We start from the raw sequence: 21,704 nt of genomic DNA, 5'->3' as shown, positions 1-21,704 counted from the left end.
ATTGAGTTTAAATAAAATTGTAATAAAAGGTGCTAAGGAGAATAATTTAAAAAATATCGACCTAACCATACCTAGAGACAAGATGGTGGTTATTACTGGCCTTTCTGGGTCGGGGAAGTCATCCTTAGCTTTTGACACCATATATGCAGAGGGACAGAGAAGATATGTAGAGTCACTGTCCAGCTATGCAAGACAGTTTTTGGGTCAAATGGAAAAACCGAATGTAGAATATATAGAAGGACTTTCTCCTTCTATTTCTATTGACCAAAAGACCACAAGTAAAAATCCACGTTCCACAGTGGGAACGGTAACGGAAATATATGACTATTTGAGACTGCTATATTCAAAGGTGGGCACTCCATACTGTCCAGTATGTGGAAAGGAGATAACCAGCCAAACTGTAGACCAAATGGTGGATAAGGTTATGTCCTACGAAGAGAGGACAAAGCTACAAGTTCTTGCGCCGATTGTGTCTGGAAAGAAGGGAGAGCATAAAAAGCTCCTTGAAAACATGAGAAAGGAAGGTTACATCAGAGCCGTTATAGATGGCGAGATGTTTGAGCTTTCTGAAGACATAAAGTTAAGCAAGACTAAAAAGCACGATATAGATATAGTAATAGATAGGATTATAGTAAAAGAAGGAATTGAGTCAAGACTTACAGACTCAATCGAACAGGGACTTAGACTTTCCGATGGAGTTATAAAGATTTCCATAATCGACGGAGAAGAGCTACTACTAAGTTCGAAGCTTACTTGTCCTGAAGGCCATGTGTCCTATGAAGAGATAGAACCAAGATCATTTTCATTTAACAATCCCTATGGAATGTGTGAAGAGTGTAACGGAATTGGGCATCATCTAAAAATAGACCCGGACCTAGTTATACCAAACTACAACCTTTCATTTGAACAAGGAGCAGTGGATCCATTTGCCACTTCAAAGCCTGGAACCTATTACTATGAAATGATAAAGGCAGTTCTCGACAAAAACAAATTTCCAATAGACAAGCCTTTTAAGGAAGCTCCAAAGAAGATGATTGACGAAATTCTATATGGAACAAAGGACGAAATTACAATTTCTTTTGAGAGCCACTTCTCAGGATTTAAAAGATATCGTGGAAGGTTTGAAGGTGTAATTAATAATCTTGATAGAAGATATAGAAGTGCCTCAGACAACATGAAGGATAGAATCGGCGAATACATGACGGAGATAGAGTGTTCAAAATGTAAGGGTAAGAGGCTAAAGGACAAATATCTTTCTATTAAAATAGAAGACAAAAACATTATTGATATTACAGATATGCCAATAACTGAGTCCTATGAATGGTTTAGCAATTTGAAACTGACCGGAGCAAAGGAAGTTATTGCCCATGATATTGTAAAGGAAATCAAAAACAGATTAAAATTCCTAGACGACGTTGGCCTTGGGTACTTGACCATGTCCAGAGCTTCCGGCACTTTGTCTGGAGGAGAGTCACAGAGAATTAGACTTGCAACCCAAATTGGCTCAGCCCTTGTGGGAGTTGTTTATGTACTTGACGAGCCAAGCATTGGACTACATCAAAGGGACAACAACAAATTATTAGAAGCCCTAAGGTCGTTAACTGATATTGGTAACACACTTATTATAGTGGAACATGACGAAGACACCATGAGAATGGCGGACTATATTGTGGACATTGGTCCCGGTGCGGGGATTCACGGTGGACATGTGGTGGCGGAAGGTACAATAGACGACATTATAAAAGTCGAAGATTCAATAACAGGACAATATCTTTCAGGCAAGAAGAAAATTAAAATACCATCAACAAGAAGAGAGCCTAAAGGCTTTGTAAAAGTAAAGGGCGCCAAGGAAAATAATTTAAAAAATATTGACGTCGATTTTCCGCTGGGCGTACTAACTTGTGTTACAGGAGTTTCAGGCTCGGGCAAAAGCTCCTTAGTAAATGAAATACTTTATAAAGTTTTAGCCAAGGAACTAAACAGGGCAAAGACAAAGCCCGGGAAGTTTAAAGACATAGAGGGCATTGAACAACTGGACAAAGTTATTCAAATTGACCAGTCTCCAATTGGACGAACTCCAAGGTCCAACCCTGCAACCTATACAAAGGTCTTCGACAGCATTAGAGATTTATTTGCATCTACAAACGAAGCCAAAATGAGAGGATATAAAAAGGGAAGATTTTCCTTCAATGTTAAAGGTGGAAGATGTGAAGCTTGTAAAGGCGACGGTACAGTAAAGGTGGAAATGCACTTTTTACCAGACATCTATGTGCCATGTGAAGTTTGCCATGGCAAGAGATATAATAGAGAGACCTTGCAGGTGAAGTACAAGGGCAAAAATATTTATGACGTGCTTGATATGACCGTTGAAGAAGGCGTTGAATTCTTTAAAAACATTCCAAGCATTGCAAATAAACTGCAAACCCTAAATGATGTGGGACTGGGATATATAAAGATTGGACAGCCATCCACGGAACTTTCTGGGGGAGAGGCCCAAAGGGTTAAACTTGCAACGGAACTTTCCAAGAGGTCCACGGGAAAGACCATCTATATTCTAGACGAACCAACAACAGGACTACACACTGCAGATATCCACAAGCTTATAAAAGTTTTAGATATGTTAGTTGATCAAGGTAACACAGTTATTGTAATCGAACACAATCTTGACGTTATAAAGACTGCAGACTATATTTTGGACCTTGGTCCAGAAGGTGGTAGTGGAGGAGGAACTCTAATTGCAAAGGGAACTCCAGAAGAAGTTGCAAAGGTGAAAAAATCTTACACAGGACAATTTTTAAAAGATATTTTAGCAAAATAGGCTTTCTCATTGAGAAGGCCTTTTACTATTTCGCCCTTTTAAACTATAATAAATTCATATGGAGGTTTGTATGATAAGTTTTGTAGTTCCCGTATATAACGAAGAAGACTCACTAAACCTTTTTAACGAAAGACTTACGAGAGTTTTACACAGTATGGATATGAGTTATGAAATCATCTACATTGATGATGGAAGTAGCGACAATAGTTTAAATATAATAAAGAACTTTGCAAATGACAGCAAAGTAAAATTTATTTCATTCTCAAGAAACTTTGGAAAAGAATCCGCAATGTTGGCGGGACTAAAGTTTTCAAAGGGAGACTTAGTATGTGTTATGGATGCAGACTTACAACACCCTCCCGAATTAATACCACAGATGCTTTCGGAAATTGACGACAACACAGATGTGGTTGCCACAATCAGAATGAACAGAAATTCCACCAGTAAATTTTACAACTTTGGTGCAAAAAAGTTTTATAAGATAATGAATAGAACGGGGAAAGGCGTAAAACTTACCCCTGGCGTTCAAGACTTTAGAATAATGAAAAGACAAGTTGTTGAGTCCATCCTTAGCCTTAACGAAAAGAGGCGCTTTTCAAAGGGCATTTTCAACTGGGTGGGATACAACACAAAATATATAGAAATAAAAGACTACAAAAGACTTAGGGGAAAGACCAAGTGGAAGTTTATGGACTCCTTCAGATATGGCCTTGATGGAATTATTTCCTTCTCCACAGCCCCACTGGACCTGGCGATTTTTTTAGGGACAATCCTTTCAGCCATTGGATTTTTTTATGCGCTATACATTGCCATAAAGACCTTGGCACTGGGTAAAGACGTTCCAGGCTTTGCAACAATAGTGTGTTTACTTTTAATAATCGGTGGAGTAAACTTAGTCTTTTTAGGAATAATCGGTTCATACATTGGAAGAATATATGAAGAAGTAAAAAATAGGCCTTCCTATATCATAAAAGAAAAATCAGAAGACCTATTTAAAGACAATTAACTTTTGACCAAAATAATTTAAAATAGAAAAGAGTCCAAGGCCAATGAGCATTGCGATATTTTCTTGAATTTTAACTGGTTGACCCTTTAAAATCCACATGGTAAAGGGCTTTGCCATACCATATGCAATAAGGTAGCAAATGGCAATGTTTAATGCAAAGCGAATTGCCTTTGTCCCAGTATTGCCCTTTGACTCAAAAGTAATATTCTTATTTAAAAAGAAAGATAGTATACTTGCCAAAGAGAAGTTCAAAAACGAGGACAACCAATATCCAAGATGTAGAACATTGTAGGAAATAAACATTATACTCATTCCAACAATGGAGTTTACAACACCGACAATGGCGAATTTTATAAAAGTTGAATCAATTTTTTTCAATACATTCACCCCACAAGTATTATAGCATAGGGAGGTAATAAAAATGAAAATAGGAATAATATCAGACACACATGGAGACATAGTCGAAGTGGAAAAAGCACTAAAACTATTAGAAGATTGCAAATACATTGTTCACTGTGGAGACGTGCTATATCATGGTCCAAGAAATGACCTGCCAAAAAATTACAATCCAAAAGAACTTGCAAAACTACTTGCAGAAAAGGACAACATCTACTACATTAGAGGCAACTGTGACGCAGACGTGGACGAAATGGTTATAGGAAAAGATCTTAGCAAAAAAGAACAGCTCTTTAAATTTGATTACGTAAAAATCTATGGTATCCATGGATACGAAGAGAGTGAAGAAGATAGGATAAAAAGGGCCAAGGAAAAGGGCGCAAAATTTTCAGTGTCCGGACACACCCATGTGAAGGTGTTAAAAGAAGAAGATGGAATAATAGTTATTAACCCAGGGTCAACCACAATACCAAAAGATGGCAGCGCATCAATTGCAGTTATAACAGAAGAAGATGTAAAACTAATTGACATTGAAACAGGAGAAATTATAGATACATTAGAATATTAAAAGAAACCCTTGCTACTGCACAGTAGGAGGGTTTTTCATTTGCTTAAACCCCATAGTATTATATAATTTTATTATTCAAACAACTAAGAAGCGAAAATGAAAACTTTAATTATAGATAACTATGATTCATATACTTACAACCTATTTCAACTGGTGGCTGAGGTTACTGGAAAGAAACCAATTGTAATAAAAAATGATGAAATAAGTTTCGAAGAACTTTTGAAACTTGACTTTGATAATGTAATTATTTCTCCGGGACCGGGACGACCTGTAATCGGTAAAAGAGTACTTTGGAATGGACAGGGATGATGAGATAGAAATTGATGGTGGTATGTAGGATGAATGTTAGTTTGTCTTTAGTGCTGAAGTCTGATAAAACATTTGTAACTATAATTAACAGGAGGATAAAATGAAAAGGAAAATAATGGCAATGTTTCTTGCTTTCACTATGATTTTTGGAAGTATAGGGACGGTGTTTGCGGAAGGAAATAGTGAAACTAAATTTGTAAAAGATCTATATAGTTCGATAAGTTCATCATTTAATAACACAGTAAAAAGTCATATGAAAAGTAATAAAGTTATGTATTATGCTGTTCTAGACAAAGAAAAAAGAGAAGCAGATATATTTATAAGAGATAATTATAAAGAAACATTACTTAAAGATATTGATAGAATAGGACTGGCAAATTCTTTGCTATCAAACTGCGCTGTTAGCTCTAGCGGAAATTATACACTTGATGATTTATTTGTGACTTTCCAAGTAGAAAACCAAAATGCCATTGATGTCGTAAGTATAGCTAAACAGTATCCAGGAGAAGATAAAGAAGATTTAGCGGAGAAAAAATTAAAAGAAGAAATTATTTCAAAAATAAGTTCACAGTTAAATGTAGATGCAGATAAGATAAAAGTTAATGATCTTATAGGAGAAGAGTTAAATTTTACTTTTCAAAGAAAAGATTATAGAGGGACAAATGAAATAGGTACAGCTAAATTCAAAGTTATATTTCATAATGAATCTAATATGAAAAAATACAAGGCTGTATTAATAGAGCAAAAAGATGGGAAATTAGACACTATAAGAGAGACGGAAGAATTTATAGCAACAAAATCAAATGCAAAACAAAAAGCAATGGAATTAGCAGAAAGTTATGCTAATAAAATTCTAAAAGGCTATCAAAAGGTAAATATAACAACGGAAGATAAAAATGGTGTTGAAGTAGCATCCTATACTTTTAAAGAACCAGCAGCTAATGGAAAGATAAGAGTAACTTGGAAGATGCCAAAAAACCAATTTAACAATTTTGTATTAAATAAGTCATTTAAAAACAATGCGGAATATTTTATTGAAAATGACAGTGGAAATATATTCTCAATGACATTTTTATATTCAAAGGGAACTAGTGTAGAGAACATAACAGTTCCAGAAGATATTAACATGGATGGAACAGGCACATATGCATTTAATGGATGGGAACCTGAAGTTAAAGGAATTCTTAATAAGGATACAGTATATACAGCAGACATAATAGAAAAAGGTATTGATCCATTAAAACCAAATATAGAAGCTAAAGATAATGGAAGTGTTGAAATAACATTACCAAGAAAAAATGGTAGTGTTAGAACAATTCATGTAACATATATACCAGAAGGTTCAAAACAAGCTGTAACTGTTGTAGTAACAAGAGACGACATGGACCTTAAATGGAAGACAACTAATAAAGATGTATAGGTAGATGAAAAAACTGGAAAAATAATAATTCCAGGAAATAAGGTAGCTGATGAAACAGAAGTAGTTGCATGGACTGAAAATTATTATAATGGCAAAAAGTCAGAAGCTGTAAAGGTTAAGTCAAAAATACTAACAAGACCTGAAGGAGATAGAGTTTATGGAAAAGATAGAATTGAGACAGCTATTAAGATTTCTAAGGACTACTTTGGTTCAGCGGACACTGTTATAGTTGTTGATGCTTCTAACTTCCCAGATGCAATGACAGCATCAGTACTTGCAAAGCAATTAAAAGCGCCTATCCTATTAACAAAACCATACAAGCTAGACCCTAGAGTAGAAGCGGAAATTAAAAGACTTGGCGCTAGTGATGTAATAATTGTTGGTGGAAGATCATCTGTTTCAGAAACTGTTAGAAGAGAGCTAGCTGAAATCGACAAAGATCGTGTAGAAAGAATTTATGGTTGGGATAGATATGAAACATCAGCAGAAGTAGCAAAGAAAGTAGTTGCTAAAACTGGGAATCTAGAACATGCAGTAATAGCATCTGGAGAAGTGTTTGCAGATGCATTAACAGTTGGACCTTACGCAGCAAGGGAAGGCTATCCAATACTATTGGTAAGAGAATATAGTTTACCAAATTCAGTTAAAGATGCCATAAAAGAACTTAGTATTAAGAAAGTATCAATTGTTGGTGGTTATAAAACAGTATCAAAGAGACTGGAATCTTCACTACCAACAGTGTCAGAAAGATTAAAAGGAGACACAAGATATGATACGGCTATGGATATAGCGGTTAATGGAATTAAAAAGTCAGACGAAATCTTTGTTGCAAATGGCGAACAGTGGATGGATGCATTAGTAATAGGACCAGTAGGAGGACTATTAAATATGCCAATTCTATTAACAGGAGAAAACAGAGCACCACAATCACTAAAGGGTTATATTTCTAGAGAAAAAGTACAAAAACTTACAGCTGTAGGTGGAAATAAAATGATTAATGAAAGTGTGTTTTAAAGAGTTAACAAAGTAAAGTCAAAAGAACTTGGGAGAAATCCTGGGTTCTTTTTTTGTAGATTTGTTGTCACCTTCGGTTAGCTGTCGCTTCATCATGATGGCCGGAGAGAGGTTCTCGCTACTAATTATATGGATAATATTTTGGAGAAGAGAAGGGCAAAAGAAGAAGGTTTTTTTGAACCGATTTTTATAAATGAAAATGGCTATATTGCCGAGGGTGCAGTATCAAATATCTTTTTTATTAAGGACGAGAAAATGTTTACACCAAAGGTTTCTACAGGTATTTTAAATGGCGTTATGAGAAATTTTTTCATTAGGCAATTTGATGTGGAGGAAGCGCTTATTAAAAAAGATGACTTAAATGATTTTGATTCAGGTTTTATTACCAATTCGCTAATGGGCTATGTGGAGTTTGACGCATTAGGAGAATTTAATTTCAAAAGAAATAAAATAACAAAGGAATTCGATAAAAAACTTGAAATTTTGGGATTTTATTATAATCATGAGCAATAAACTACATTGATATTTTAATTAAAATACTATATCATTAAAAGTAAGAGATGGTTAAAATATTGAAGTGAATGAAAGGTGATTTTATGAGATATATCTGTATAGACATAGGCACTACTACTATCAAGGGAATTGTATATGATGAAAGGGGTTTTGTAGTTAATGAAAGCTATAGAAACTCAAATATTGTAAAGCCGGAAAGCGGTTTTATGGAGCAAGAGCCCGATGCCATTAAGTGGAATTTAAGTTCTGTGTTAAAGGAACTTGTTTCAAAAATTCATGTTGAGAGGGAAGAAGTTGGTTTTATTTCCTTATCTGCATATATGCACTCTCTTGTTGCAGTAGATGAAGATAACAATGCACTTACAAATGTTATGCTGTGGAATGACAGAAGAAGTCAAGATTTTGTTGAAAGGGCAAAGAAAGACGGCAAGGGCATTGAAATCTATAGAGAAACGGGAACACCGGTTCATCCAATGAGTCCTCTTTATAAAATAATTTACTTAAGAGAGAAAGAAAGAGAGATCTTTAAAAATGCAAAACGATTTGTTGGTATAAAGGAAATTATTTTACATTGGATGACAGGGGAATGGGTTGTTGACCAGTCCATAGCATCTGCAACGGGAATGTATAATATTCATTCTAGAAAGTGGGATGAAAAAGCATTAGAATATGCAGGCATAACTGAAGAGAACTTGCCTAAGGTATTTAGTACAACCCATGTTATGGATGAATTAACTGATGAGTTTAAAAGTGATATAGGTCTTGAAAAAGATATTCCAATAGTTCTTGGTGCCAGTGACGGCTGTCTTGCAAATCTTGGATCCCATGGTCTAAACAAGGGAACTGCAGTGTCCACAGTGGGAACTTCTGGAGCCCTTAGGGTTGTTACGGATCATCCACTTATTGACGAAAACGGTGCAATTTTTTCGTATATCTTAAGTGATGAGCTATATGTTTCTGGTGGCGCAATTAATAATGGTGGAATTTTCTATGAATGGATTAGAAATAATTTAAGTATTGATAAGCACCTTGATGAAGTTTTCGAAGGTCTTAACCCAGAGGACTATGGAAATGGAATTGTATTTCTTCCATTTATCTCCGGTGAAAGGGCACCTTATTGGGATGCAGATTTAAAAGGCTGTGCACTGGGACTATCCCATGGTCATGATTCAAAGGACATCTTAATAGCTGCCATTAGAGGTGTGTCATTCTGTTTAAGGGATGTGTTTGAAGTTCTACTTAAGGCCACCGACACAAAGGTAAATGAATTTTATGTAAATGGTGGATTCACCAAATCGGATGTATGGGTTCAATCTTTTTGCAACATAGTTGACAGGCCTGTGTTTGTTACTGAGCAGGGAGATGGACCGCTATTTGGAGCGTTCTTGCTTGGTATTCTTGCAATTGGAAAGATAAAGAATCTTGATGACGCAAAGGACTACTTCATATCTGGAAAGGAATTCTTGCCTATTGAAAACTACAGAAGGGACAAGGAGTTCGATATATATAAGAGGGCCATTGCACAAAATAGGTCATTACTACATGAGCTTGCAAATCTTTCAAGTTCTGTAGATGATAAATAAATATTTAGGAGGGCGTTATGTCAGCAACATCGCTTATACTGTTATTAGTTGTAACGGTAGGAATTTTATTATTTTTAGTTATGAAGGTAAAACTTCATGCATTTATTTCCCTATTAATAGTTAGTTTATTTATGGGGGTAGCAACTAAGATGCCACTGGGAGAGATTGTAAACTCTATGGTATCAGGTATGGGTGGAACTTTAGGTTTCTTAGCCACTGTAATCGGTCTTGGAGCAATGTTTGGAGCAATGCTTGAGATTAGTGGAGGAGCTGAAAAACTTGCTAGAACTTTCTTGAAGATCTTTGGAGAAGAAAAAGCTCAATGGGCAATGCTAATAGCAGGGTTCTTAGTTTCAATTCCGGTTTTCTTTGACGTTGGATTTATAATTTTAGTGCCACTTGTGTATGCACTGGCAAAGAGTTCTAAAAAATCTGTACTAGTTTATGGTATTCCACTACTTGCAGGTCTTGCAGTAACTCACGCATTCGTACCACCTACACCAGGACCTATCATGGTTGCTGAACTTGTTGGAGCGGACCTAGGTAAGGTTATTCTTTACGGTATAATCTGTGGTATTCCTGCAGCAATTATAGCTGGACCTCTTTGGGGACATTACATTGGTGGAAAGATTATGGCGGAAGTTCCTGAGTATATGGAAGTTAATAACAATGTTATTGAAGCAAAGGAACATGAGCTACCAGGATTTGGTTCAATAATGTTCTTAATCATATTCCCAATCGTGTTAATTCTTCTAAACACTGCAACAGCTGCTATGCTACCTGAAGGTAACACCATGAGAACCGTATTTTCATTTATAGGTCATCCAATTGTAGCTCTTATAATTGCATGTCTACTTTCATTTGTAATCCTTGGAAGATTTAAAGGACTTTCAATGGAAGACATACAATCAGTTTCAAATGCTGCTCTTAACTCAACAGGACTTATTATCCTTGTAACTGGAGCAGGTGGTGTGTTCAAACAAGTTCTTGTAGACTCTGGAATTGGTGATGCAGTTGGAAAGTCATTTGCAACACTAAGCCTAAGTCCAATAATATTAGCTTTTATAATTGCGGTTGTAGTAAGAGTTTCAGCAGGTTCTGCTACCGTATCAATGGCTACAGCAGCGGCAATCGTAGCTCCTATTATCCAAGGAACTTCAGTAGAACCAGCGCTAGTTGTAATTGCAATTGCAGCTGGATCAACTGCTTTCAGTCATGTTAACGACTCAGGATTCTGGCTAGTTAACAGATACTTTGGACTAAGCACAAAGGACACATTGCGTTCATGGACAGTTATGGAGACTTTGATAGGACTAACTGGTCTTATAGTAGCATTAATATTAAGTTTATTTGTATAGAATATTAGAGGAGGAAAAATGTCTAAAAATAAATTAGGAATCATTGGAATGGCTGTAATGGGCAAGAACCTTGCACTTAACTTTGCAGACAAAGGATATAAGCTTGCTGTATACAACAGGTCAGAAGAGCCGTTAAAGAAGGCTTTAGAAGAAGATGCCACAGGTAACTTAGAGGGTTTTTCCTCCCTGAAAGACTTTGTGGAAAGTTTAGAAAAACCTAGAAGAGTTCTTCTTATGATTAAGTCTGGAGATCCAGTGGACCAAATGTGTCATGAACTTTTAAAATATTTAGAAAAAGATGACATCATAATGGACGCGGGCAATTCATATTATAAAGACACCATAAGAAGGACAAATGATTTGTTGGAACATGGCATTAACTTTTTAGGCGTTGGAGTCTCTGGGGGAGAAGAGGGAGCAAGACTTGGCCCTGCAATTATGCCCGGTGGAGACAAAGAGGCCTATGCACATGTGAAAGAACTTCTTGAAGCGGTATCTGCAAAAAACGAAGAAGGCGGTATTTGCTGTAAGTATGCTGGAACTGACGGTGCAGGACACTATGTGAAGATGGTTCACAACAGCATTGAGTATGGTGACATGCAAATTATTGCAGAGATGTATTTGATTCTTCGTGAAGCTTTTAAAATTGACAACGATCAAATGGCGAAGGAGTTTGAATATTTTAAAGATGGTATACAATCGGGGTACCTACTTGACATTGCTGTTAATGTTTTAAAAGAAAAGGACGAAGATGGTTCTTACTTGTTAGAAAACATTAAGGACAAAGCTAAGCATAAGGGCACAGGCAAGTGGGCGGCTCTTGAAGCCATCGACTTGGGAGTTGAAACCTCTGTACTAGTTGCTGGATTAAATGCAAGGGTTATTTCGTCAATGTTCGAAGAAAGAAAAGAATTTAATGAGCTTTATCCAAGGGAAAACCATGAAAAACTTGATATTGAAACTTGGAGAGACGACATTAAAAAGGCTCTACTACTTTCGAAAATCATAGCTTATGCTCAAGGCTTTGCGCTTTTAAAAGAAGCTGCAGCCCAGTACAACTGGGACTTTGACTATAAATCAATTGCAGAAGGATTTACTGCGGGATGTATACTTCAAGGTAGATTATTAAAAGAAATAATGGATGCATATAAAGAAAATCCAAAACTTTCAAATCTACTACTAAGTCCTGTTTTTGAAGGGGTAGTAAAAGATTGCTCTAAATCACTTAGAAAAGTTGTAGCAAAAGCAATGGAACTTGAAATACCTATACCTGCACTTAGCAGTGGCCTTTCATATTTTGACAGCCTTAAGACCTATCCAGGATCAGCAAATATGATTCAAGGACTTAGGGACTATTTTGGAGCTCATACTTTTGAGAGGTTAGATAGGGAAGGAACTTTCCATCACAAATGGAATAGATAATTAAAGGGGCGTCTAAGGCGTCCTTTTTTAATTGAGGAAATATAATTTAAACACAAATGATTGTAATGATTATAAAACATTGTAACAATATCAAATGAATTTAATTTTTATCAACAATACCTTGCAAAACTATAAGGTATATGCTATAATTCAAATTGATAATAAATATCAAATAATTTTTTGAAAATTAATTTTTAGGAGGTATTATGTCACAAATAGGAAAGCACATCCCTGAGTTTAAGACTATGGGATATTGCCCAAAGAAAGAAGAATTTGTTGAAATCAGTAACAAGGATTTTGAAGGCAAGTGGAATGTATTAATGTTCTACCCAGCAGACTTTACTTTTGTATGTCCAACAGAGCTTGAAGATATGCAAGATCAATATGCAAAGTTACAAGAATTAGGCGCAGAAGTGTACTCAATGTCAACAGACACTCACTTTGTGCACAAGGCATGGCATGACTATTCAGAAGCTATTAACAAGCTTGAGTTCACAATGCTAGCTGATCCACACAAAGAAATTTCAAGAGACTTCAATGTGTTAGACGAAGAAGCTGGACTTGCTCAAAGAGCAACTTTCATAATCGATCCAGACGGAATTGTTCAAACTGTAGAAATAAATGCGGATGGAATTGGTAGAGATGCAAGTCAAGTATATGACAAGCTAAGAGCTGCTCAATTCGTACGTGAACATCCAAATCAAGTATGCCCTGCAAAATGGAAAGAATCAGGAGAAACATTAACTCCAGGTCTTGACCTTGTAGGTAAGATTTAATGCTTGATACGAACTTAAAGAATCAAGTACGTGAATATTTACAACTTCTCGAAAGGGAAGTTGTAATTTTATTATCTAAGGGAGATGACGAAAATTCTAAAAAACTTACGGATTTTGTTGAAGAGATTGCATCTCTTTCAGACAAGTTATCTGTAGTGGAAGAGGATTTGAAATTCAAACCTAGTTTCAAATTAACTTCTGAAGGGATAAGTGGAGTAACCTTTGCTGGCGTTCCACTTGGTCATGAGTTTGAGTCATTTATATTGGCGTTACTTCAAGTTGGAGGAAGAACTCCAAAGATTGAACAAGAGCAAATCCAAATGATAAAATCCATTGAAGAAGAACTTGATTTTGAAACAATAGTTAGTTTGAGTTGTCACAATTGTCCTGAAGTAGTACAGGCCTTAAACATAATGGCTGTACTAAATCCTAAAATAACCCACACCATGGTGGAGGGAAGTTTCTTTAAGGACTATGTTGAAGAGCGAGACGTTATGTCTGTTCCAACAACTTTTTTAAATGGCGAGACTTTTAATATTGGCAAGACCAGCCTTGATAAAATATTAGAAAAAGTTATTGGAGACTCTTCAAAGAAGGAATTAAACATAGATAAGACTCTAGACATGCTTATTGTAGGTGCAGGTGTAGCAGGGGCAACTTCTGCAATTTATGGAGCGAGAAAAGGTCTAGATGTGGCAATGGTGGCAAAGGAATATGGTGGACAGGTTGAAGATACTTCGGGAATCGAAAATATTACGGGAATGGAATATATAGAAGGTCCTAAGTATATGGAAAGTGTTCGCTCACATTTAAATAAATATAAAGTTTCCATTTATGATGATGTAGATGCGATTGAAATAGTGGAGGGCTCTCCTCTAAAATTAAAAACAAACAGAGGAGAAATTCCTGCAAAGTCAATTATAATTGCAACGGGAGCAAGATGGAGGTCCATGGGAATTCCTGGAGAAAAAGAATTTAAAAATAAAGGCGTTGCTTATTGCACACACTGTGATGGACCGCTTTTTAAAGACAAGAAGGTGGTTGTTATAGGCGGTGGTAACTCGGGAGTTGAAGCCGCCATTGAACTTTCTTCCATAGCAAGTGAAATATTGTTGCTACAACGTTCTGACAAGCTTAAGGCAGACAATGTCTTACAAGAAAAACTTAAAGAAATTTCAAATGTAAGAGTTGTTACAAATGCAAATACTAAGGCCCTAAAAGGTGACAAGACATTAAAGTCCATTGAATATGAAAACAGATTGAATGGCGAAATCATAGAAGAAGATATTGATGGATGCTTTATTCAAATTGGTCTTGTGCCAAACACCGAATGGACTCAAAATGTCGAAAAAAATAAATTTGGTGAAATATTGGTAGATAAATTTGGTGCTACAAGTATTGAAGGAGTTTATGCTGCGGGAGACTGCACCGACAGTGCCTTTAAACAAATTGTAATTGCACAGGGAAGTGGAGCGACTGCATCCCTTGGTGCATACAACTATCTTATGAGACTATAAAAGGAGGGGAGACCCTCCTCTTTTATTGAAAAACAAAAAGCCCCTGCAATGCAAGGGCTAAAACTTAATCTTTAACTATTCTCTTAATTCCTCTTGTCTTATCTAGTAGTCCACTTAGTGAAATATCTAGATTTATATTGTAGATAAATTTAGCTAAAAGTTTTGACATATTAACTTGTTTGAACCAAGGTCTATTCTTTACTTCATCTGGAACATAGGTTAAGTTAGTTGAGTAAACTGCATTTAGTAGTCCTCTCTCATAGAAGTCGTCAAACTTTGCTGGGCCTTCTGTGAATAGTGAGAATGATACTGCTGCATATATTCTCTTTGCACCTTGCTCTTTAAGTTGTATACAGATGTCAAGTACAGATTCTCCAGATGCAATCATATCATCTACGATTAAGATATCCTTACCTTTAACATCTTGACCGATGTACTTGTGTTCAACTATAGGGTTCTTTCCGTCAACTATTCTACTGTAGTCTCTTCTCTTGTAGAAGATACCAATGTCTTGCTTTAAAACGTTTGAATAGTAAACCGCCCTTGCCATAGCTCCAGTGTCGGGGCTTATGATAATCATATCATTTTTTTCTAATTCTTCTTGTGTTATATTTTCCTTTTCCACAAATTTTTTTACAATTTCTGCAGTTGGATAAATATTTTCGAAAGTTAGTAGTGGGATTGCATTTTGAACATTTGGATCATGTACGTCAAATGTATAAATTCCATGTACTCCCATATGTTGAAGTTCATGTAATGCCATTGCATTGTCCAATGACTCTCTAGCCTTTCTTCTGTGTTGACGACTTGAGTACATCAGTGGCATGATTACATTTATTCTTCTAGCCTTTCCGTTAATTGCAGAGATAACTCTTTTAATGTCGGCAAAGTGTTCATCTGGACCAATTCTTGTTTCCATGCCATACATTTTATAAGTAAGTCCGTAGTTACCGATATCTGCTAGGATGTAGATATCTTTTCCTCTAACGGTTTCGTTGATAGTGACTTTTCCTTCTCCATTCGAAAATCTCACTTCAGAAATGTCGGTAATAAATGTAAAATCTGGATCCTTTATACCGTACTGTTCTTTTAAAAATCCATCAACTTCTTTACCTAATTGACAACAACTTTTTAATACTATTAACCCCAACTCTCCATAAGGGGCATCAGAAAAAAATTCTTCAGACATTTGTAGCTCCCTTCAAATTTACTTTAACTTAAGAATATCACAGTTGGTACTAATTCTCAAACATAAAAGAGATAAATATTTCCAAATGTACTATAATAAAAGTCGGAGGGTTAAATGGAAGATAAAAATTTTTTCTTTATGAAAGAGGCTTTAAATGAAGCAAAAAAGGCATATGAATTAAAAGAAGTGCCAGTGGGATGTGTAGTAGTTAAAGATGACGAAGTAATTGCGAGGGCACATAACCTGGTGGAATCTTTACAAAATCCTCTTAAGCACGCAGAGCTTATTGCCATTGAAGAGGCTAGTAAAAAAATAAAAAGTTGGAGACTTATTGACTGTGAACTCTATGTAACTTTAGAACCTTGTGCCATGTGTGCTTCTGCGATGGTGTATTCAAGAATAAAAAAAGTTTATTTTGGCGCCTATGATATAAAAAGGGGTTTTGTAGGCTCGGTGGATAATATTTTACAGAGGAAAGAACTTAATCACACAGTGGACTTTGAAGGTGGAATATTACTGGAAGAGTCTCTCTGTCTTTTACAAAACTTTTTTAAAGATTTAAGAAAGAATTAATGATATTGTGTTATATTAATTAGAATAGGTATAATGGCATGCAAAGATATAACGATTTATCAACTTATATAAAAAATACATTTGGAGAAAAGATTCTTAAAGTTTCCATTGACGCAGGATTTACCTGCCCAAATAGATTAAATGGAAAAGGCGGTTGCATTTTTTGTGGCGACGAAGGTGCAGGAGAGTTTGCAGGAAGTAGGAGACTATCCATAACTGAACAGATTGATTCACAAATAAATTTTTTGAAACACAAAAGTGAGTCTGACAAGTACATAGCATACTTTCAGTCCTTTACAAATACATTTGCACCGGTGGAGGTTTTAAGGGAAAAATATTATGAAGCTTTGAGTCATCCAAATATAGTTGGCATTTCCATAGCAACTAGGCCCGACTGTATAGACGAAGACATAAGAAATCTTTTAGCAGAAATTTCAAATCAGTATGAAACTTGGGTTGAACTTGGTTTTCAAACTTCAAACGAAGAATCTGCAAAAATAATAAACAGAGGCTATGAGAATAGCGTTTTTAAAGAACAGGTTTTGTTATTACATAACAGAGGCATTAAAACAATTGCCCATATAATTTTTGGCCTACCCTTTGAAAAACATAGAGACTATATGAATACTGTAAAGTACATTAACGGCCTTCCCATATGGGGCGTTAAGTTTCACAGCCTTTATATTTATGGGGATAGTCCGCTTTATGATTACTATTTAAATACTAGGTTTAAAATAATAGAAATGGATGAATACATTGACGCAGTTTGTGACGCTATCCATTTACTTAGGAAAGATATAATTATACATAGGATTACAGGTGATCCTGATAAAAATAAATTATTTAAGCCCCTTTGGCCAAGGGACAAGATAAAGGTCATTGGGAATATCAATAAAGAATTAAAGAAGAGAAACATTTTTCAGGGCAGTGCCCTAGGAGGTAGTCATGGCTTATAATGTTGGGCTTGATGTTGGATCAACCACAGTAAAATTAGTTGTGATTGATGAATCCAACAAACTATTATATAGAGAATACAAAAGACATAAATCAAATGTGGAAGAGACTGTTAAGTCTGTTATTTTGGATGCTTTTAAAGAGTTCCCAGATAAGTACATTACAATTATGGTTACAGGTTCTGGAGGTATGTTTGTAGAAAAGTATTGGGATATAAACTTCATTCAAGAAGTTGTGTCTGGAACAACTGCCATAAGGACATTTATTCCACAAACTGACGTTGCCATCGAACTCGGTGGCGAAGATAGTAAAATAACTTATGTAACAGGCAATGTGGAACAGAGAATGAACTCCATCTGTGCCGGTGGAACGGGAGCCTTTATCGACCAGATGGCATCTTTAATTAAAACCGATGCATCGGGATTAAATGAGTATGCAAAGAATTACAACAATATTTTTTCAATTGCATCCCGTTGTGGTGTGTTTGCAAAGACAGATATTCAAGCATTAATAAATCAAGGTGCTTCCAAGGAAGACATTGCGGTTTCAGTACTACAGTCTGTGGTAAACCAAACCATCTCAAACCTTGCATGTGGAAGGCCTATTAAGGGAAACATTGCCCTACTAGGTGGTCCACTACACTTTTTGGACCAACTTGCGGAAAGATTTAAAGAGACATTAGGAAGGGATGACAATAATTTTATCGTTCCTGAAAACTCCGAAGTATTTGTTGCCATGGGTGCGGCAATTGCATCAAGGGAGCTAGAGGAAATACCATTTAAAGAGCTAGTTGAAAAAATAAATAGACCAATTGAAGTTGAAGTGGATAAGGAGCAGGTTTTAGAACCTCTATTCAAAGACGATGAAGAATATGAAGAGTTTTTAAAGAGCCATGGTGGAGCTTACAGCAAGAAAAACGACATAAGCACATATGAAGGACCATGTTATTTAGGAATTGATGCGGGGTCAACCACTTCAAAGGTTGTTTTAATTGACAAAGACGATAATATTTTATATAGCAAATATGGCAATAACTACGGCAAGCCACTGGAACTTGTTATTGAAGTTATAAAGGAAATCTATGACAAATTAAATCCCAAGGCAAAGATTGCATGTTCAGGTATAACAGGTTATGGAGAAGACTTTATAAAGGCTGCGTTAAATGTTGATGTGGGAGAGGTTGAAACCTTAGCTCATTACAAAGCTGCCTCATATTTTAGAAATGACGTGGACTTTATACTGGACATTGGTGGCCAAGACATGAAGGCCATGCATATATCCGATGGGATAATCGACTCCATACAGCTTAATGAAGCTTGTTCATCTGGATGTGGCTCATTTATTGAAACCTTTGCCAAATCCCTAGGATATACTGCGGAGGAGTTTCAAAAAGAGGCAATAAAATCAAGACACCCTGTGGACCTTGGCTCAAGATGTACTGTGTTTATGAATTCTAAGGTAAAGCAGGCGCAAAAAGAGGGAGCAAGCGTTCCGGATATTGCGGCGGGACTTTGCTACTCTGTAATAAAAAATGCAATTCAAAAGGTAATAAAGGTTCGTGACCCTAAACGCCTGGGCAAGAGCATAGTTGTTCAAGGAGGAACCTTCTATGGCGATGCAGTTTTAAGGGCCTTTGAAAAGGTAACCGGAAGAACTGCCGTAAGACCTGAAATAGCTGGACTTATGGGAGCCATGGGAATGGCCTTAATGGCGAAGGAAAAAAGTACTGGGGCAACAACTCTTTTAAATAAGGAAGAACTTGAAGTCTTTACCTATACGCAAAAAAATGCACAGTGTAATAGATGTTCAAACCACTGTAAGTTATCAATAAATATTTTTAACAATGGCAAAAGATATGTAACTGGAAATAGATGTGAAAGAGGAGCAGGTGTAGAAGTATCAAATGACTCAAAGCTTCCAAACATGTATGAATATAAGTACAATAGGCTATTTAACTACTATAAGCCACTTTCAAAGGAAAAGGCCACTAGGGGCACCGTTGGTATGCCGAGGGTTTTAAATATGTATGAAAACTATCCGCTATGGTTTACCTTCTTCACATCACTTGGATATGAAGTTGTACTTTCAGGCAAATCCGACAGACAGATGTACGAAAGGGGAATTGCTTCCATAACCAGTGAGACTGCGTGTTTCCCTGCGAAGATGGTACATGGCCATATAGAAGAGTTAATAGAAAAGGGAGTTAAATTTATTTTCTATCCTTCAATCTTCTATGAAAAGCAAGAATTTGAAAATGTAGATAACAATATTAACTGTCCTGTTGTAACAGGTTATCCAGAAGTAATAAAAAATAATTTAGAAAACTTAGATGACGAAAAAGTTAAATTTTTAAATCCATTTTTATCTCTTCAAAACAAAAAGAAGTTAGCAGACAGACTTTACGAAGAACTTAAATGTGAAGGACTTAAAAAATCAGAGATAAAAAATGCACTGGACAGGGCTTGGGATGAGTTCCACGCCTTTAGGGAAGACATAAGAATGGAAGGGCAAAAGTCACTTTCCTACATTAGAGAAAAGGGCATCAATGCAATTGTCCTTGCAGGTAGGCCATACCATGTGGACCCTGGTATAAACCACGGCATCCCAGAACTAATAACATCTTTAGGATGGGCGGTTCTATCTGAAGACTCGGTTATTACCTATGAAGACGACATTAAAGGTAAACTTAGGGTACTGGACCAATGGGTGTACCACTCAAGACTATACAGGGCGGCGCAAGTTGTTTCAAATTCAAAGGACTTACAACTGGTTCAACTAAACTCATTTGGATGTGGAATTGACGCAGTAACTACAGACCAAGTTTCAGAAATTTTACAATCAAAGGGAAAAATTTACACCTTGATTAAGATAGATGAAGTTTCAAATCTTGGTGCAATTAAAATAAGACTAAGGTCATTAACACAGGCTTTAAAGGACAAAAAGCCAGTAATAAAAGATGACGATTTCCATATTGAAACCATTGACTTCACAAAGGAAATGAAAAAGACTCACACAATACTAGCACCTCAAATGGCACCGGATCACTTTGCAATTATGCAGGCTGCCTTTGAAACGGAAGGATACAATGTAGAGTTTCTAAAAGATGTTGACTCAAAGGTTATTGACGAGGGACTTAAGTATGTAAACAACGACTCATGCTATCCATCAATCACAGTTGTTGGTCAAATGATGGAAGCAGTAAAATCAGGAAGATACGACACCGATAATATTTCCCTTCTTATGACTCAAACCGGTGGTGCATGTAGAGCATCAAACTATGTAGGCTTCATTAGAAAGGCACTTGCAGAAGCAGGCTATTCAAACATTCCGGTGATAGCTCTATCGGCCCAGGGCATTGAAACAAACTCAGGGTTTGAAATTTCGGCGCCCCTTGCTCACAAGATGATTATATCAATTTTATATGGTGACTTAATCATGAGGTTATCCAACGCCACAAGACCATATGAAGTTATTAAGGGAGAGACTGACGACTTAAAGAAGTTTTGGATAGATAAGTGTCGAGTGGACATTAAGAAAAGTGCCACAAGTAATTTCAAAAAGAATGTGGATAAAATTGTAAAAGATTTTTCTGATATTGAGATAGAAGAAAAAGTGATACCAAAAGTTGGAATAGTTGGTGAGATATTAGTTAAGTATCTTCCACAGGCAAATAATAACTTGCAAGAGATTTTGGAAGCTGAAGGTAACGAAGTCGTGCTTCCAGACTTGACTGACTTTGTGCTCTACTGCTTGAGAAACACTACCCACAAGGCAACGCTACTATCAAAGGGTAAATTCTCTGCATTTGTTTCACAAATGGGCGTCAAGTATATTGAATACTACAGAAAATATATTAGGCGTGCACTGGAAGGTACTAGATACCATGTTCCGTTATATATTACAGACCTTGAAGACAGAGCAGAAAAAATAGTGTCTTTAGGAAATCAATATGGTGAAGGTTGGTTATTAACTGCAGAAATGGTTGAGTTAATAGAGGTTGGTGCAAATAATATTGTATGTATTCAACCATTTGGATGTTTGCCAAACCATATTACAGGCAAGGGCGTAATAAAAAAAGTAAGAAAGATGTACCCTGATGCAAACATCGTTCCAATTGACTACGACCCTGGAGCTAGTGAGGTAAACCAAGTAAATAGAATAAAGTTAATGTTATCTCAAGCTAAGGAAATATTGAAAAGAAAAGAAATTATAGCGGAAATGTAGAAAAATTGTAACAATTCAAATTATAAAATTGGGCTATTTTAGCCCAGTTTTCTATTTTTTGCTA

At 36.1% G+C, this 21,704-nt stretch carries 17 protein-coding genes; 15 read left to right on the top strand and 2 right to left on the bottom strand.

Features of this window, described 5'->3' with window-relative positions; genetic code table 11:
- The first annotated feature begins 1 nt into the window (after position 1).
- Positions 2-2,818 carry an excinuclease ABC subunit UvrA gene (uvrA, locus tag WKS98_RS06150; protein ID WP_498917802.1) on the top strand — a complete coding sequence of 939 codons (2,817 nt, stop codon included), beginning with the start codon at positions 2-4 and terminating at the stop codon, positions 2,816-2,818.
- Positions 2,819-2,888: 70 nt separating this feature from the next.
- Entirely contained in the window at positions 2,889-3,824 is a 936-nt protein-coding gene (locus tag WKS98_RS06145; protein WP_498917800.1) for a glycosyltransferase family 2 protein, read from the top strand.
- Here WKS98_RS06145 and WKS98_RS06140 read toward each other — a convergent pair.
- Positions 3,807-4,202 carry a GtrA family protein gene (locus tag WKS98_RS06140; protein WP_498917798.1) on the bottom strand — a complete coding sequence of 132 codons (396 nt, stop codon included), beginning with the start codon at positions 4,200-4,202 and terminating at the stop codon, positions 3,807-3,809. The genes WKS98_RS06145 and WKS98_RS06140 overlap by 18 nt on opposite strands.
- A gap of 43 nt (positions 4,203-4,245) precedes the next feature.
- On the opposite strand from WKS98_RS06140, the gene yfcE reads away from it, so the two are divergent.
- From yfcE to ahpF, 10 genes are all read left to right on the top strand, one after another.
- The gene (gene yfcE, locus WKS98_RS06135; protein WP_498917796.1) at positions 4,246-4,788 is read left to right on the top strand and encodes a phosphodiesterase; all 543 of its coding nucleotides are present in this window, start codon (positions 4,246-4,248) and stop codon (positions 4,786-4,788) included.
- Between the two features lie 96 nt (positions 4,789-4,884).
- Positions 4,885-5,097, top strand: coding sequence for a glutamine amidotransferase-related protein (locus tag WKS98_RS06130; RefSeq protein ID WP_498917794.1), 213 nt, complete (start codon positions 4,885-4,887; stop codon positions 5,095-5,097).
- A gap of 100 nt (positions 5,098-5,197) precedes the next feature.
- A complete protein-coding gene (locus WKS98_RS06125; protein WP_498917793.1) occupies positions 5,198-6,517 on the top strand; it encodes a hypothetical protein in 1,320 nt (439 codons plus the stop codon).
- A 21-nt stretch (positions 6,518-6,538) separates the two neighbouring features.
- Positions 6,539-7,531: a cell wall-binding repeat-containing protein gene (locus WKS98_RS06120; protein WP_498917818.1), complete on the top strand. Its 993-nt coding sequence runs from the start codon at positions 6,539-6,541 to the stop codon at positions 7,529-7,531.
- Between the two features lie 81 nt (positions 7,532-7,612).
- Positions 7,613-8,044 (top strand): aminotransferase class IV, encoded by a 432-nt coding sequence (locus tag WKS98_RS06115; RefSeq protein ID WP_498917816.1) that lies wholly within the window; start codon positions 7,613-7,615, stop codon positions 8,042-8,044.
- Positions 8,045-8,112: 68 nt separating this feature from the next.
- The gene (locus tag WKS98_RS06110) at positions 8,113-9,627 is read left to right on the top strand and encodes a gluconokinase (protein ID WP_498917791.1); all 1,515 of its coding nucleotides are present in this window, start codon (positions 8,113-8,115) and stop codon (positions 9,625-9,627) included.
- Between the two features lie 17 nt (positions 9,628-9,644).
- On the top strand, positions 9,645-10,985 hold the full coding sequence (locus WKS98_RS06105) for a GntP family permease (RefSeq protein WP_498917789.1): 1,341 nt from the start codon (positions 9,645-9,647) through the stop codon (positions 10,983-10,985).
- Positions 10,986-11,003: 18 nt separating this feature from the next.
- On the top strand, positions 11,004-12,407 hold the full coding sequence (gene gnd / locus WKS98_RS06100) for a decarboxylating NADP(+)-dependent phosphogluconate dehydrogenase (protein ID WP_498917787.1): 1,404 nt from the start codon (positions 11,004-11,006) through the stop codon (positions 12,405-12,407).
- A 206-nt stretch (positions 12,408-12,613) separates the two neighbouring features.
- Positions 12,614-13,183, top strand: coding sequence for an alkyl hydroperoxide reductase subunit C (gene ahpC / locus WKS98_RS06095; RefSeq protein ID WP_498917785.1), 570 nt, complete (start codon positions 12,614-12,616; stop codon positions 13,181-13,183).
- Positions 13,183-14,700 (top strand): alkyl hydroperoxide reductase subunit F, encoded by a 1,518-nt coding sequence (ahpF, locus tag WKS98_RS06090; protein ID WP_498917783.1) that lies wholly within the window; start codon positions 13,183-13,185, stop codon positions 14,698-14,700. Before ahpC ends, ahpF begins: the two co-directional genes overlap by 1 nt.
- Positions 14,701-14,764: 64 nt before the next feature.
- Here ahpF and WKS98_RS06085 read toward each other — a convergent pair whose 3' ends face one another.
- Positions 14,765-15,889: a ribose-phosphate pyrophosphokinase gene (locus WKS98_RS06085; protein ID WP_498917782.1), complete on the bottom strand. Its 1,125-nt coding sequence runs from the start codon at positions 15,887-15,889 to the stop codon at positions 14,765-14,767.
- A 114-nt stretch (positions 15,890-16,003) separates the two neighbouring features.
- Between WKS98_RS06085 and tadA the strand changes: the two genes are divergently transcribed.
- Genes tadA through WKS98_RS06070 form a run of 3 tightly spaced genes read left to right on the top strand, consistent with a single transcriptional unit; the run spans position 16,004 to position 21,640 of the window.
- Positions 16,004-16,462 carry a tRNA adenosine(34) deaminase TadA gene (gene tadA, locus WKS98_RS06080; protein ID WP_498917780.1) on the top strand — a complete coding sequence of 153 codons (459 nt, stop codon included), beginning with the start codon at positions 16,004-16,006 and terminating at the stop codon, positions 16,460-16,462.
- Positions 16,463-16,500: 38 nt separating this feature from the next.
- On the top strand, positions 16,501-17,418 hold the full coding sequence (gene mnmL, locus WKS98_RS06075) for a tRNA modification radical SAM protein MnmL/YtqA (protein WP_498917779.1): 918 nt from the start codon (positions 16,501-16,503) through the stop codon (positions 17,416-17,418).
- Entirely contained in the window at positions 17,408-21,640 is a 4,233-nt protein-coding gene (locus tag WKS98_RS06070; protein WP_498917777.1) for an acyl-CoA dehydratase activase-related protein, read from the top strand. The genes mnmL and WKS98_RS06070 overlap by 11 nt, the downstream gene beginning before the upstream one ends.
- Positions 21,641-21,704: the final 64 nt, after the last annotated feature.

The organism is Lagierella sp. ICN-221743 (assembly GCF_037890055.1).
Classification (GTDB): Bacteria; Bacillota; Clostridia; order Tissierellales; family Peptoniphilaceae; genus Mediannikoviicoccus.
Note: the sequence above shows the minus strand (reverse complement) of the source record. Positions and strands in the feature narration are given on the sequence as shown.